The organism is Leeuwenhoekiella obamensis, from assembly GCF_055391795.1.
On record NZ_AP029251.1, the window covers coordinates 1,028,169 to 1,041,209 of the forward strand.

Annotated in this window: 13 protein-coding genes; 9 read left to right on the forward strand and 4 right to left on the reverse strand. The window is 38.4% G+C overall.

Annotated elements, in window-relative coordinates:
• Positions 1 to 48 precede the first annotated feature (48 nt).
• Both ACZ5L8_RS04575 and ACZ5L8_RS04580 read right to left on the reverse strand, forming a co-directional pair.
• Positions 49 to 1,239, reverse strand: a complete 1,191-nt coding sequence (locus tag ACZ5L8_RS04575) for an aspartate aminotransferase family protein (RefSeq protein WP_464440110.1) — start codon at positions 1,237 to 1,239, stop codon at positions 49 to 51.
• Positions 1,229 to 3,052, reverse strand: a complete 1,824-nt coding sequence (locus ACZ5L8_RS04580; protein ID WP_464440111.1) for an OstA-like protein — start codon at positions 3,050 to 3,052, stop codon at positions 1,229 to 1,231. The genes ACZ5L8_RS04575 and ACZ5L8_RS04580 overlap by 11 nt, the downstream gene beginning before the upstream one ends.
• Before the next feature lie 841 nt (positions 3,053 to 3,893).
• On the opposite strand from ACZ5L8_RS04580, the gene dnaK reads away from it, so the two are divergent.
• The 7 genes from dnaK to nudK all read left to right on the forward strand — a co-directional run bounded on the left by dnaK (position 3,894) and on the right by nudK (position 9,791).
• Positions 3,894 to 5,810, forward strand: coding sequence for a molecular chaperone DnaK (gene dnaK, locus ACZ5L8_RS04585; RefSeq protein WP_462598605.1), 1,917 nt, complete (start codon positions 3,894 to 3,896; stop codon positions 5,808 to 5,810).
• Positions 5,811 to 5,961: 151 nt separating this feature from the next.
• Entirely contained in the window at positions 5,962 to 6,606 is a 645-nt protein-coding gene (locus ACZ5L8_RS04590) for a transporter (protein ID WP_464440112.1), read from the forward strand.
• Between the two features lie 133 nt (positions 6,607 to 6,739).
• On the forward strand, positions 6,740 to 7,318 hold the full coding sequence (locus tag ACZ5L8_RS04595; RefSeq protein ID WP_464440113.1) for a DUF3859 domain-containing protein: 579 nt from the start codon (positions 6,740 to 6,742) through the stop codon (positions 7,316 to 7,318).
• 124 nt (positions 7,319 to 7,442) lie between these two features.
• Positions 7,443 to 7,949 (forward strand): hypothetical protein, encoded by a 507-nt coding sequence (locus ACZ5L8_RS04600; RefSeq protein WP_464440114.1) that lies wholly within the window; start codon positions 7,443 to 7,445, stop codon positions 7,947 to 7,949.
• 1 nt (position 7,950) lies between these two features.
• Positions 7,951 to 8,685, forward strand: coding sequence for an LVIVD repeat-containing protein (locus tag ACZ5L8_RS04605; protein WP_464440115.1), 735 nt, complete (start codon positions 7,951 to 7,953; stop codon positions 8,683 to 8,685).
• A 126-nt stretch (positions 8,686 to 8,811) separates the two neighbouring features.
• Positions 8,812 to 9,204 (forward strand): RDD family protein, encoded by a 393-nt coding sequence (locus ACZ5L8_RS04610; protein WP_464440116.1) that lies wholly within the window; start codon positions 8,812 to 8,814, stop codon positions 9,202 to 9,204.
• A gap of 2 nt (positions 9,205 to 9,206) precedes the next feature.
• Positions 9,207 to 9,791 carry a GDP-mannose pyrophosphatase NudK gene (gene nudK / locus ACZ5L8_RS04615; protein WP_464440117.1) on the forward strand — a complete coding sequence of 195 codons (585 nt, stop codon included), beginning with the start codon at positions 9,207 to 9,209 and terminating at the stop codon, positions 9,789 to 9,791.
• A 141-nt stretch (positions 9,792 to 9,932) separates the two neighbouring features.
• Here the strand turns inward: nudK and ACZ5L8_RS04620 are convergent, their stop codons facing one another.
• Both ACZ5L8_RS04620 and ACZ5L8_RS04625 read right to left on the reverse strand, forming a co-directional pair.
• Positions 9,933 to 10,670, reverse strand: coding sequence for a leucine-rich repeat domain-containing protein (locus tag ACZ5L8_RS04620; protein ID WP_464440118.1), 738 nt, complete (start codon positions 10,668 to 10,670; stop codon positions 9,933 to 9,935).
• Between the two features lie 126 nt (positions 10,671 to 10,796).
• Positions 10,797 to 11,444 carry an alpha/beta hydrolase gene (locus ACZ5L8_RS04625; protein WP_464440119.1) on the reverse strand — a complete coding sequence of 216 codons (648 nt, stop codon included), beginning with the start codon at positions 11,442 to 11,444 and terminating at the stop codon, positions 10,797 to 10,799.
• Positions 11,445 to 11,484: 40 nt separating this feature from the next.
• Here ACZ5L8_RS04625 and ACZ5L8_RS04630 point away from each other — a divergent pair, with 40 nt between their 5' ends.
• Both ACZ5L8_RS04630 and ACZ5L8_RS04635 read left to right on the forward strand, forming a co-directional pair.
• Positions 11,485 to 11,907 carry a PaaI family thioesterase gene (locus ACZ5L8_RS04630; RefSeq protein ID WP_464440120.1) on the forward strand — a complete coding sequence of 141 codons (423 nt, stop codon included), beginning with the start codon at positions 11,485 to 11,487 and terminating at the stop codon, positions 11,905 to 11,907.
• Complete coding sequence (locus ACZ5L8_RS04635; protein ID WP_464440121.1) at positions 11,907 to 13,019, forward strand: chorismate-binding protein; 1,113 nt, start codon at positions 11,907 to 11,909, stop codon at positions 13,017 to 13,019. Before ACZ5L8_RS04630 ends, ACZ5L8_RS04635 begins: the two co-directional genes overlap by 1 nt.
• The last annotated feature ends 22 nt before the right edge of the window (positions 13,020 to 13,041 follow it).

Genomic DNA, 13,041 nt, shown 5'->3' on the forward strand with positions numbered 1-13,041 from the left:
GTCAATATTGTTGTTAACAAACTAATCAACAATTGAGCCTAAATCAATCTATGACAGTCTTTCTTTTATTTGGTCTAGAACATGAAGTAAAACCTTACAACCTTCTTCAATCTCGGTAAGGCTGATGGTTAGGGGCGGAGTGATACGTATTGCCCTGGGTTCAAATAAAAGCCAGAATGAAATTAAGCCATTGTCTTGACATTTCAAAATGGCCTCTGTCGTGATGTCTGCAGATGGTGTCATCGCTGCCAGCATTAAGCCTTTTCCTCTCACTTCTGTAATTAGGTCATGAACGAGTAGTTTTCTAAAAAGCGCTTCTTTTTCAGCGATCTCATCCATTAAGCCTGTGTTCAGGACTTCTTCAGTTGTTGCTAAAGCGGCTGCTGCAATTACCGGATGCCCGCCAAAGGTCGTTATATGTCCTAACTTGGGATCGTGTGATAACATAGTCATTCTTTTGGCGGAAGCCATAAAAGCGCCTATAGGCATACCGCCGCCCATGCCTTTGCCCATTACGAGAATGTCTGGAACAATATCAAAATGCTCAAACCCGAAAAATTTACCTGTGCGACCATATCCTGGCTGTATCTCGTCAAGAATGAGCATTGTGCCGGTGGCATCGCAACGCTGGCGTACTTTTTTAAGATAATCGCCTTGCGGCAAAATGAATCCCGCGCCGCCTTGTATGGTCTCTAAAATTACCGCAGCGGTATCTTCGGTGATCTTGTCTAGGTCGTTAATATCATTAAAAGCGATATGATCAATATCCCCCACAAGCGGAGCAAATGGTTCTTGACGTTCTTTAAAACTCATCAAGCTTAGCGCTCCATAAGTGTTGCCGTGATATGCGTTTTTTGCAGATAGGATCTGAGAACGACCGGTAACACGACGTGCGAGTTTAAGCGCACCATCTATGGCTTCTGTGCCGCTATTTACCAGATAGGTCATATCTAGTTCCTGAGGTTGGCTTTGCGCCAAAAGTTTACTGACCTTCACCGCTGGATCTTGCGCATATTCTCCATAAACCATCACATGCAGGTATTTTTCTGCTTGATCTTTTATGGCATTTACAACCTTGGGGTGACAATGTCCCAACGTACATGCCGAAACACCTGCCACAAAGTCAAGATACGATTTGCCGTCTGTGTCATAAATGTAAGAGCCTTTAGCATGCGAAACTTCCATCGCAAGTGGATGCGGAGTGGTTTGCGCCTGGTACTTTAAAAAATCACTCTTCATTATCTGTGCTGTCTTTTTTAATTAAAGTGGGCTTTTGAAGAGCGGTTGGCTTTTTAGGCGTTGGTATCGTGTCTGATGGATTTTTTCTAATAGTAGCTTTATCATTCATCGGTACGCCAATGGTAGGAGCATCTTCCTTACGGTTCTTAAAATGCTCTGGCGCTAATTCTGATTGGGATGGGAAACGCTCAGTAGGTGGTGCTTCTCCTTCTGGTGTTTCAAAGAAATCTTCCTCGATCTCTGGTAGCTGGATACCTTGAATTTTCACCAATTCGAATTCTGGTTCTCCTTTAAAGATGTCTTCTTTAGTCTTTAAACGTTCATCGCCACGCCAGTTCAAACCGGGAAATTGTCTTTCTTCTTTTGTGAATTTTGATAAAGGATAAACATTGCCATCTATCTGCTGATACTTATAAACATCGGTGATCTGATTTTCTTCAATGATCACTCTTATGGATGCAGACTTACCTTTATCTACCGCCTGTATATTTCCATCTTCGCCACGACGATAATTGATACTTTCGGCGTTTTTAATGATGTCAATTTGATTTAATGCATTGTCTTTAAAAAGACCTATCAATCTTTCTCCTTTTACTTGATTATAGCCGTATTCCTTTTCTTTAGCATCCTTTAGTAGCGGCAAACTGTCTTTTTCTACAAGAAATGCATTTTCAAAAACGCGTAGAGAATCCAATCGCTCAGTTTTAGGATTACTTATTAGATGAATGCTATCTCCTGTCATCTGGCTATTGGCACTCCACATAATAGGCACTCCTATCATTTGTGTAAGACCAGTTTCTTGATTTACATGTATACTGTCACACTTACCGCTCATGTCGCTTTTAAACATGCGTACATTATAATATCCTCTAAGAATACGTTTATCTGGTTTACCGGTAATAACAAGTCTATCACCATGAATGTAAATAGAATCTTGCTGCTGTTCTGTAATGGCTACCGCACGCTTTGTGATGTAAACAGAATCTTTTTCTCTAAAAACTTCTGCATAATGACCGCGCACAACACTTTTATTTGCCGTGTCTACAACCTTAATATTGTTTGTAGCAGAGGCAAAAGCCGTGGGCCTGTCAAAATAGAGGCTGTCGCCATACACCGTTCTATTATCATAATCTATACGAGAATTCTTTACAAAATAGCCATTGTCATTACGCGTGTCATAAAAGCCGCGTTCGCAATACACTTTGCTGGCATCACTGGTAATGGTAGAAGGGCCATAAAGATAAGCATGACCACTTTTTGAATAAAAATCCAATTGATCACTATTGATCACATATTCAGGATTAGTAACTACGACATTATTGATGAAAGAATATTTATCCTGCTCAATGAAGTATCTGCCAGTTTTACTAGTAATGGTGCTCGCGGTGTCTCGCAACGTACCGCCGCTTCTATAAAAAGCTTCTTGTTTAATGCGATTAAAGTATAAAGTATCTGTAGTAAGATCAGCTTTAGGGCTGTGCAACTTTACTTGGCCCGATGCAAAAGCAAACTGCGTATTACCGTTGTACTCTGCATACTTAGAATTCATGGTAATTGTGTCACCCTGATTAACACGCACATTACCATATGCCTTTACAAAATTCTCTTCCTCATAAGAAAAAGCAAGATCACACCACATCTCAATACCTTCGTGTGTAATGTGAACTTGGTTATCTGTTTTTTGAAAAATAAATGCCCCGGGATATTTAGGATCTCTTCTTCCTAAGTCTGAGTCTATGTCGATCTGTTTTTTCTCTTGCGCCAGGGAGGCAAGGGAGAGCAATAATAAAACAGGGAGTAAAAGCTTATTCAATGCGATTGTTTTTTAACGGTACAAAGATATATAAGTTAGTCTGTGTATAAACGGTTTTTGGTGATGCATATTATTGCAGCTGCGCTAAGGGTTGTTGTTATGCCTTTCGGCGAAAAGAAATCATAACAGAAAGCGCATTAGGAATAAAACCATCATAAAAGCTGAATATCTTGACGCATTCAGAAAATGAATTATCATAATAGATGGAAATCAAAACCCGATCAAGGGGTTCTCTACAATAAAATACAGTCACCCTTATAACGGGGACAAATATTTCTATAACGGGGATAAATAATTATGACGTTTTGGAAGCGTATTTGTACCTAAAATGACGAATTAAACGGCTAAACAGCCCATCTGGAGTATCAAAACAGTGTTTGTACGCATAAAATAGCCGCCCTTATAACGGGGACAAATAGAAATATAGCCGGGATTAATAATTTATGGGTTTTGATTACTATATATGTTAGATGTCTACCTAATTGGCTAAACAGATCTCTATAATTTCTACTACAACTGCGCTAGGGATTGCAGCGGCATCCTTTTTTAAGCCATTCGGCGAAAAAAAGATATAGCGGAAAGCCCGACCCGATTGAGAAGGAGGGAAGCGCCATTATTCAGTTGGCAGTATTCAGTGTTCAGTATTCAGTGTTCAGTTCTCAGGCGTCAGTTTGCAGTAGTCAGTTTGCGGTTATGAGTTGAGGTTAAGGTTTATTCTTATCATAACTGACGTGGGGTGACTTTAGTTTCTGCCAACCTGTCATACAAAACCTCGTGGCACAGCGTTTGACTTATACAGGTCGTAATAAAAAATCGTATAACACTTAAAATTATATAATCGATGAGTAAGATAATAGGAATCGACTTAGGTACAACCAACTCTTGCGTTGCCGTGATGGAAGGTAATGAGCCTGTAGTTATACCTAATGCCGAAGGAAAGAGAACTACTCCCTCTGTTATCGCGTTTGTCGAAGGTGGTGAAATTAAGGTGGGTGACCCTGCAAAACGTCAGGCTGTTACAAACCCTACTAAAACCATATCTTCCATCAAGCGCTTTATGGGGAATAAATATTCCGAATCAAGCAAAGAAGCAGAACGCGCTGCTTATGATGTAAAGAAAGGTGATAATGATACTCCACGTGTGGATATTGATGGTCGTCTTTATACACCTCAAGAGCTTAGTGCGATGATTCTTCAAAAGATGAAGAAGACCGCTGAAGATTATTTGGGTCAGGATGTAAGCCGTGCGGTGATCACCGTTCCTGCTTACTTTAATGACTCTCAGCGCCAGGCTACAAAAGAAGCTGGTGAGATCTCTGGTCTTAAGGTAGAGAGAATTATTAATGAGCCTACTGCTGCTGCACTTGCTTATGGTCTTGATAAAAAAGATACAGATCAAAAGATCGTTGTATTTGACTTTGGTGGTGGTACACATGACGTTTCTATCCTAGAACTAGGAGATGGCGTTTTTGAAGTACTTGCTACTGATGGTGATACTCACCTGGGTGGTGATGATGTAGATAGTGCAATTATCAACTGGCTAGCAGACGAGTTTAAGAGTGAAGAAGACATGGACCTTAAGAAAGATCCTATGGCGCTTCAACGTCTTAAAGAAGCTGCAGAAAAAGCTAAAATCGAGCTTTCTTCTTCAACGCAAACTGAGATCAACTTGCCATATATCACAGCAACTGCTAGTGGACCTAAGCACCTTGTGCGTTCATTGAGCCGCGCTAAGTTTGAGCAATTGATTGACGATCTAGTAAAAAGAACAATTAAGCCTTGCGAGTCTGCACTTAAGAATGCAGGATTGAGCAAAAGCGATATAGATGAGATCATCCTTGTAGGTGGTTCTACACGTATCCCAGCAGTACAACAAGCTGTTGAGAGTTTCTTTGGCAAAAAGCCAAGTAAAGGTGTAAACCCAGATGAGGTTGTAGCGATAGGTGCTGCGATACAAGGTGGTGTATTAACGGGTGATGTAAAAGATGTATTGCTTCTTGACGTAACTCCACTTTCTCTAGGTATTGAAACTATGGGAAGCGTTATGACAAAGCTTATTGAGGCAAACACTACAATACCTACTAAGAAGTCACAAGTATTCTCTACAGCTGCTGATAATCAGCCTAGCGTTGAGATCCACGTACTTCAAGGTGAGCGTCCTATGGCGACAGATAACAAAACCATTGGTCGTTTTCACTTAGATGGTATTCCACCAGCTCAGCGTGGTACTCCTCAAATTGAAGTAACGTTTGATATTGATGCAAACGGTATTATCAAAGTATCTGCAACAGACAAAGCAACAGGAAAATCTCAGGATATTCGTATTGAAGCTTCTTCTGGATTAACAGAAGATGAGATCCAAAAGATGAAATCTGAGGCTGAAGCAAACGCAGAAGCTGATAAGAAAGCAAAAGAAGTTGCTGATAAGATCAACGAAGCTGATGGAATGATCTTCCAAACAGAAAAGCAGTTGAAGGAATTTGGCGATAAGCTTTCTGATGATAAGAAGAAGCCTATTGAAGATGCTCTTGAAGAGTTGAAAAAGGCTTACGAAACTAAGGATGTTGAAACGATCACTCCAGCTCTTGACAAGATCAATGAAGCTTGGAAAACTGCAAGTGAAGAAATGTACAAGGCACAGGCCGAAGCTGCTCAAGGCGGACAACCAGGACCAGATGCTGGCCAGCAGGCTGGTGGAGATGCAGGCGCTTCAGGAAGCAGTGACGTTGAAGACGTAGACTTTGAAGAAGTGAAGTAAACTTCATAATTGAATATTTCTAAAAAGCCCGATGCTATTGCATCGGGCTTTTTTATTGCTCTTAATTTATCAGTGATAATTTGATAACATTAAGAATAATTCAGACTGTATAGAAAAGTTTAATGTTGTTTCAATCAATAATATATTAAAAATGAAACTACCATTTACAATTGCATTCTTATTCATCATTCAATTAACCTTAGCTCAAAATAATCAGGATCAAAAGGCCGTAATTACAAAAGGCACTCAGAATATTAGCCTTAAATTCAACACCTCCTTTATAGATGAAGAAACTGGTTTCAATGAAATAAATTCTGGCGAGAAAAATAAATCAATTGGCTTAAATTCTTCATATGCCTATGCGTTTGCAGAAAATTGGACTATCGGAGCAGCTATTCAATATCAATACCTAGAAATAATGGAGGTAAGAAATAACGATATGGAAGAAATTAGTGAAATTAAGCGATTCTATGGTATTTCTCTAGAAATTAAAAAGTACTGGAGTGTAGGCGAAAAATTGCTTTTAAACCTTGGCGGAGGAGCGGGTTACGGTTTCTCTAACATCTATGGTCAGTATGATAAAGGAAGCGTATTAAGCGTGGGCATTAGACCAGGAGTTACTTATTTTCTTAATCCTCATTTTGCCTTAGAAGCAAATCTTGGTTTCATAGGCTACTCGTATACGGTTCAAGAACAAGAAAATGATTACACAGACGATTATTATTCAGAGCATCAGGAAATAGTGGCAGATTTTAATAGTTCTCAAATAAGGTTAGGGCTCAGTTACTATTTCTAAGTAATTCTCTCTACATAAACAAATTGAGGTTTTCTTTTGGCTTAAAGCAAAAAAAACTAAATATCTGATAATCAATTAATTTTTGTAGATTTAGTTAATCTTTTTATTAATCATCAATCAAAAAATAAAAATCATGAAAAAGCTCACGATATTATTTGTTGCAGGAATATTATTCTTCTCTTGTTCTACACCTAAAGAAAATTTTCGGGTTGAAGAACAAAATGAGCCCCAAAAAATAAATGATCTAAGCCTCAATGCTCCATCAGATAACGATTCTTCAAAAAAATATCTATCAGATATAGGTATAGTTGAACTTAATTATGGTATTTGCCAATCTAGGATTTCTGGAACAAAGATTTTAGCTGATTCTCCTACTGGCGTTCATGAAGAAGCAACCGACTTTAAAATTGTTGAAAACACAGCAGATATACCTTGTCATTCCAATCAAAAATTTGGAGTGCATTATGTGGTCAAAGCAAGGGAAAATATTAACGTACCTGTTGAGATACGATGGACGTTTCCTAAGGAAATAGAGAACGAATACGGTCAGCGATTTTCTCAAGTTGCCTACACAGCATATGTTAGTACTAATGAGGACCATCATGCTGCGTATACACTGGGCAAAAAATACCTTGAGGTTAAAGGCGATTGGAAATATGAAATGTTTCATAATGGAAATAAATTATACGAGAAGAAATTTCATTTAAAATAAATAACGGCTTTTAAACAGTAAAGAAACCTCGATCCAGCAATGGGTTGAGGTTTTTTTCTTTTGGCTTTAAGCCAAATATGACGCAACCATTTTACAGTCAGCGTATCTACATATAAACCAAACCATGAGATCAAAGCTACTGTTATTACTTTTTCTTAGCGTCTTCACATTACAATCCTGCTGTTATAATTGCAGTGATGACATTAATGCTAAGTATATTTCTAGTTATGAACCTGTGATTTTTACTCGGGGAGAACTTGAAGCTTCTTTGCAAATACGCATACCACAACCCATCGCTGAAGCGGGTAAGATCTATGTTTTTGATGATTACTTGTTCGTAAACGAAAAACGTAAAGGTTACCATGTTTTTGATAATGCAGATCCAGCTGCGCCACGTAAGATGGCGTTTATAAACCTGCCAGGTTCTACAGATCTTTCAATTAGAGATGGAGTTCTTTATGCCAATCAAGCCAGAGATCTCATTGCATTCAAAATTAATTTTGCAACCCTAGGGGTTGAGGTAACAAAGAGGATACCTAATACCTTCCCAATTTTGTATGCGCCAGATGGTTATTATCCTAATGTAAATGAGGATGAGATCGTAGTAGATTATGAACTTAAAAACGATTAAGATGAAAAGATGTATTCTATTATTAGCGTTTTTTACTTTCATGATCTCTTGTGACCAAGATTCAACTAACATAAATGGTAGCCCAAACGACGGTCAGGGCGGTTCTCTTGCGACTTTTGCACTGGCTGGTGATTATCTGTACACCGTGGATGAAACTGACTTAAATGTCTTTAATGTAAGCGAAATTGAAAATCCGGTGCAGGTTAATAGTGTTTCAATTGGTTTTAATATAGAAACGCTTTTTAGTTATGGCGATTACTTGTACATAGGTTCGCGTGACGGCATGTTTATTTACGAAATTGATAATCCAGAATTTCCTAAAAAGCTTGCCGAGGTACAGCATTTTACGGCTTGTGATCCTGTGGTTGCCAATGATAAATATGCGTTTGTCACTTTATGGTCCCAAGTAGGATGTGGCAATGCTGTAAACCAACTAGAGGTTTATGATATTGCCGAAATCACTGATCCAGTTTTGATCAATACACGTGTGCTTAACCAGCCAAAAGGTCTTGGGCTTTACGGTGATTATCTCATTGTTTGTGATGATGAGATCAAGATTTTCGACGTTTCAGACCCGGAGTCTGCCGTGCTAGTCAAGTCTATTGATAATTTTGCTTTTGATGTTATCATTAGAGATGATGTACTTATCGCCATTTGTGAGACGGGCGTTTCTCAATACGCATTAAATGCAAATGATATTACGCAAGTAGAAGAACTTAGCACAGTAACATTTTGATTTTAATATTCTTTCGGTTGTATTCTTTTGGCTTAAAGCCAAAAGAAAACATGCACGATCAATAAATAGAACTTAAAGTTTCTTATTGATACAAAAGCGTTTATCTTAGACGCATATACATAACCGATGAATCAAAACTACGCAAGCCTTCTAGATAGAGCAAAGGCTGTCTTTATTGACGCTATTATAATTATTACCGCGATGTATGCCGCTACTGAGATTTTTGAAGCGGTGGGAGAAGTGCCGGTTTATGTGAAGATTATCACTTTTGTGTTCTTATTTGTGATCTATGATCCGCTTTGTATAAGCTTGTGGGGCGCCACACTAGGTCATAGTTATGCAGATATTAAAGTGGTAAAAGAAAATGGAAAAGGCAATATTCATTTCTTAATAGCTGTAGTTAGATATGGCGTGAAGTTCGCTCTAGGTTGGTTGTCTTTCTTCACCATCACGATGGGAGAGAATAAAAAAGCTGTTCACGATTATATTGCAGAAACCGTAGTGATCAAGACCAATTAAACATGAAAAGCGACAGAGTTAAGAATTTAAAGACCAAATTACTTTCAGATAACTGGTACACGTTAAACAAAGTCACTTTTGATTATCAGAAGAAAAATGGCGAATGGGAAACTCAGCATCGCGAAGCTTATGATAGAGGTAATGGCGCCACTATTTTGTTGTATAACAAACGCAAGCGCACTGTAATTTTAATCAAGCAATTTAGATTACCCACCTTTGTAAACGGCAATGACAGCGGTTTATTGATAGAAGCATGCGCTGGTCTGCTTGACGAGCATAATGCTGAAGAATGCATCCGCAAAGAAGCTGAGGAAGAAACCGGATATCAACTTAAGGAAGTTAAGAAGATCTTTGAAGCTTATATGTCGCCAGGTTCTGTGACAGAGATCGTGCATTTTTTTGTCGCAGAATATAACAGTGATATGAAAGTAGGTGAGGGCGGTGGCCTTGACGATGAGCAAGAAGATATAGAAGTTCTAGAGCTTGACTTTGATAAAGCTCTTGCAATGATCACAACAGGTGAGATCAAAGACGGCAAAACAATTATGTTGCTTCAGTATGCGAAGCTTCATAATTTGCTAGGATAATCAATTATCTATGAATATTAAAAGAGAACTCGTGAGGTTCTCTTTTTTGTTTTGGCTTAAAGCCAAAAAATGCTTTGCAAAAAAAAAAGCCCGTGCTTTCGCTACGGACCTTTCGACCAACTTAAACAATCTTACAAAATTTTATTCACCCTGAAAAGCGAGAACAGAATTTTTATTCGGTTGAACGTCGCTATCTAATCTACCATCTTTAAATTTAGCTTGGTTTTCAAACTTGTTATCAGATAGAGCGATCATTTCTAAATTTTTCATTTGTGCGATCTCTGATGGGATGTGACCATACATTTCATTTCCGCTCAGGTTAAGTTCTCTAAGGTTGTGAAGTTTTAAGATCGCTTCAGGAAGTTCTCCTGATACTTTGTTGTCAAAAAGGTTGAAAACTTTAAGGTTTTCTAGTTTTGCGATGTTTTCGCTAACAACTCCTTCTATTTGATTACTTGAGATCATTAATTGCTCAAGTTGATTTAATGTGTAAAGACTTTCTGGAAGTTCACCAGAGATTTTGTTTCCGTTAAGAACAAGAACTTTTAAGTTTTTAAGGTTTCCTATTTGAGTAGGAAGTTCACCTTCTATTTGATTGAAGAAAAGCTCTAGAGAAACTAGCTCAGTAAGATTACCTAGGCTAGCAGGAAGCGTTCCTTGAAGGTTGTTCATACTTAAGTTAAGACCTACTACATTATCGTTGATCACGCGAACACCTTGCCAAGTGTCTACAGAAGCGTTAAGATCCCAACCACGGTTCCAATTTTGACCGTTTGTGTTGTTATAAAGATCGATCAAAGCATCCTTTTGAGATTGTGAAACCTCTGCAAAAGAGATAAAGCTAATTAGTAAAGCGGCGATAAGTGTAAAAGTCTTCATAAGTCGGATTGTTGTTTTACATCGCTAAAGTAGTGCATTTTATCCTTTAAATGCAAATAGAATCGATGAAATGCACACTAAATAAGTGTTAAAATTACTTTTACCGGTTATAAGACTATAACTAAATCAATTTAAGTTCTTGAAAATTAATTTGTTAAACTCATGCCCTCCGTTAAACGTAGAAGTGTGTATTTTATCGAAAAAAATGTCACTTAATCGGTTTTGCTCGACACTTATGAGTTTTTCAGAGATTAATTTGTCTTCGGTACCATAAATTAATTCTACGCTAGATTCAGGATTCATAAAGTCAAAATCCTCCTTACTTAAATTGTCAGGAAATTTCCCACTATGAAGAAACAAAGTTTTAAAATCAACCTTTTTTTGTGCCACCCATCGAGTAATGATTGAAACTCCTTGTGAGAAACCTAGCAGATAGAGATTTCTATTTGCAGATAGGTGAGGAGCAATTTCCATATCATATAATATATTAAGGTAATTATTGATATTTTCCATTTCTAGATCACGATCTTCTCTAGTGAGCCAGCACGCACCTACATATTTATATGCTTTATCTTGATAGTACTTACTAGGCGCTTGTGGAGCGACTATAAAATTCTTTGTGGCATCTAGCGCTTCAAAATGTTTTATAAAGTATTTAGAGAGATAACCTAAACCGTGCATTACAAACCAGATGTTCTCTGTGTCCTTATTTATAGTATTGAGTGTGTGGTATGTATTTGTGGTGGTATACTGAATCCTTTTTTGATGGGCCATAGAAGCTGTATTTGTATCTTTACAAAGAAAACAATTGAATATGAAATACTCCAAGGAAGAAGCACTTTCAATCTGTGCAAAGATCTGTGAGAATACCTTGATGCAAACGCTAGATATTGAATTTACAGATATCACTAGCGATTCGCTCACGGCAAAAATGCCTGTTACATCTAAGGTGCATCAACCAGATGGTGTTTTGCATGGTGGTGCAACAGTTGCGCTTGCTGAGAGTGTGGGTAGCGCAGCCTGCTATTTATTTCTGGATGTTGAAAAAGTCTTTGTTCGTGGTATTGAGATCTCTGCAAATCATGTTAAGAGCATTGCTAGCGGAGACGTTTTCGCAACAGCGACAATATTACACCTTGGTAAAACCACACAATTGTGGCAAATACGGGTTACAAACGCAGAAGATCAATTGATCTCGCTAGTCAAATTAACCACCATCTCATTGCCACGCAAATAATGCGACCTCCATTGACATTTAAAGACATTCTTGCGCATCACCAGCAGCAATTGCCATTTGTATTGTATCGCAAACCTCAAGAGCAAGAGGTTTATGCCATCTTGCAGCAAGATCAACAATTGCATACGGTAAACGATTATGAAGAGCAAGGTTTTGTTTTTGCGCCATTCAATTCGGTGAGTGATTCATATATAATTAAAGGAGAGCGTGAGGTTTTGGCTTTCGCCAAAAGTGATACCACAAACCCCATTACTTCATCACTGCAAGACTTCGGGAATGCGTTTGCAAGAGCACATCATATAAATATTGTAGAAAAAGCAATTGAAAGGATTAAAGAAAGTGAACTGAAAAAGGTAGTACTTTCTAGAAGTTTGAAAATTGACGCTACGACTTCAGCGGTCGAGGTTTTTGAGCGAATGCTTCTTAAATATGCAAATGCCTTTGTTTATTATTTCTTTCATCCGGCGATCGGTTCTTGGTTAGGCGCCACACCAGAAAGATTGCTAAAGATCAAAGGTTCAACTTTTGAAACTATGGCGCTTGCCGGTACGCAGGTTTTTCACGAAAGTGAAGATGTGACTTGGGGCGATAAAGAGAAGGAAGAACAACAATTTGTTACAGATGAGATCATTTCGCGTCTCAGCGCAATAGATCTTACAACCTTAAGTATAGGAGAACGACATACGCATAAGGCGGGCAATTTGCTGCATTTGCGTACAAAGATCAACGGTAGATTAGATCAAGGCCTTGATCTTAAAAATATCATTAACGCTTTGCATCCTACGCCGGCTGTTTGTGGTTTGCCTAGAGAAGAAGCGAGAGATTTTATACTGGAGAATGAGGGTTATGCGCGTAACTTTTACACCGGTTTTCTAGGAGAATTGAATCTTGAAGAAACCACGACACGCAATCGCAATCGCCGTAATGTAGAGAATTCTGCTTACTACAGCGTAAAGCGCACCTCAGATCTTTATGTTAATCTGCGTTGTATGGAGCAAAGTGATAATGCTTTTACTATCTACGTAGGCGGCGGAATCACAGCTTCTTCAAACCCAGCTGCAGAATGGGAAGAAACGGTGAATAAAGCGCAAACAATGGCGAGCGTTATTTAGCAGGTTTTAAGAAACAACATTC

What these genes read in the sequence shown, in the direction of transcription:
- ACZ5L8_RS04575 (WP_464440110.1), bottom strand. Translation starts at nt 1,239, where the DNA reads ATGAAGAGTGATTTTTTAAAGTACCAGGCGCAAACCACTCCGCATCCA.
- dnaK (WP_462598605.1), top strand. Translation starts at nt 3,894, where the DNA reads ATGAGTAAGATAATAGGAATCGACTTAGGTACAACCAACTCTTGCGTT.
- ACZ5L8_RS04590 (WP_464440112.1), top strand. Translation starts at nt 5,962, where the DNA reads ATGAAACTACCATTTACAATTGCATTCTTATTCATCATTCAATTAACC.
- ACZ5L8_RS04595 (WP_464440113.1), top strand. Translation starts at nt 6,740, where the DNA reads ATGAAAAAGCTCACGATATTATTTGTTGCAGGAATATTATTCTTCTCT.
- ACZ5L8_RS04600 (WP_464440114.1), top strand. Translation starts at nt 7,443, where the DNA reads ATGAGATCAAAGCTACTGTTATTACTTTTTCTTAGCGTCTTCACATTA.
- ACZ5L8_RS04605 (WP_464440115.1), top strand. Translation starts at nt 7,951, where the DNA reads ATGAAAAGATGTATTCTATTATTAGCGTTTTTTACTTTCATGATCTCT.
- ACZ5L8_RS04610 (WP_464440116.1), top strand. Translation starts at nt 8,812, where the DNA reads ATGAATCAAAACTACGCAAGCCTTCTAGATAGAGCAAAGGCTGTCTTT.
- nudK (WP_464440117.1), top strand. Translation starts at nt 9,207, where the DNA reads ATGAAAAGCGACAGAGTTAAGAATTTAAAGACCAAATTACTTTCAGAT.
- ACZ5L8_RS04620 (WP_464440118.1), bottom strand. Translation starts at nt 10,670, where the DNA reads ATGAAGACTTTTACACTTATCGCCGCTTTACTAATTAGCTTTATCTCT.
- ACZ5L8_RS04625 (WP_464440119.1), bottom strand. Translation starts at nt 11,444, where the DNA reads ATGGCCCATCAAAAAAGGATTCAGTATACCACCACAAATACATACCAC.
- ACZ5L8_RS04630 (WP_464440120.1), top strand. Translation starts at nt 11,485, where the DNA reads ATGAAATACTCCAAGGAAGAAGCACTTTCAATCTGTGCAAAGATCTGT.
- ACZ5L8_RS04635 (WP_464440121.1), top strand. Translation starts at nt 11,907, where the DNA reads ATGCGACCTCCATTGACATTTAAAGACATTCTTGCGCATCACCAGCAG.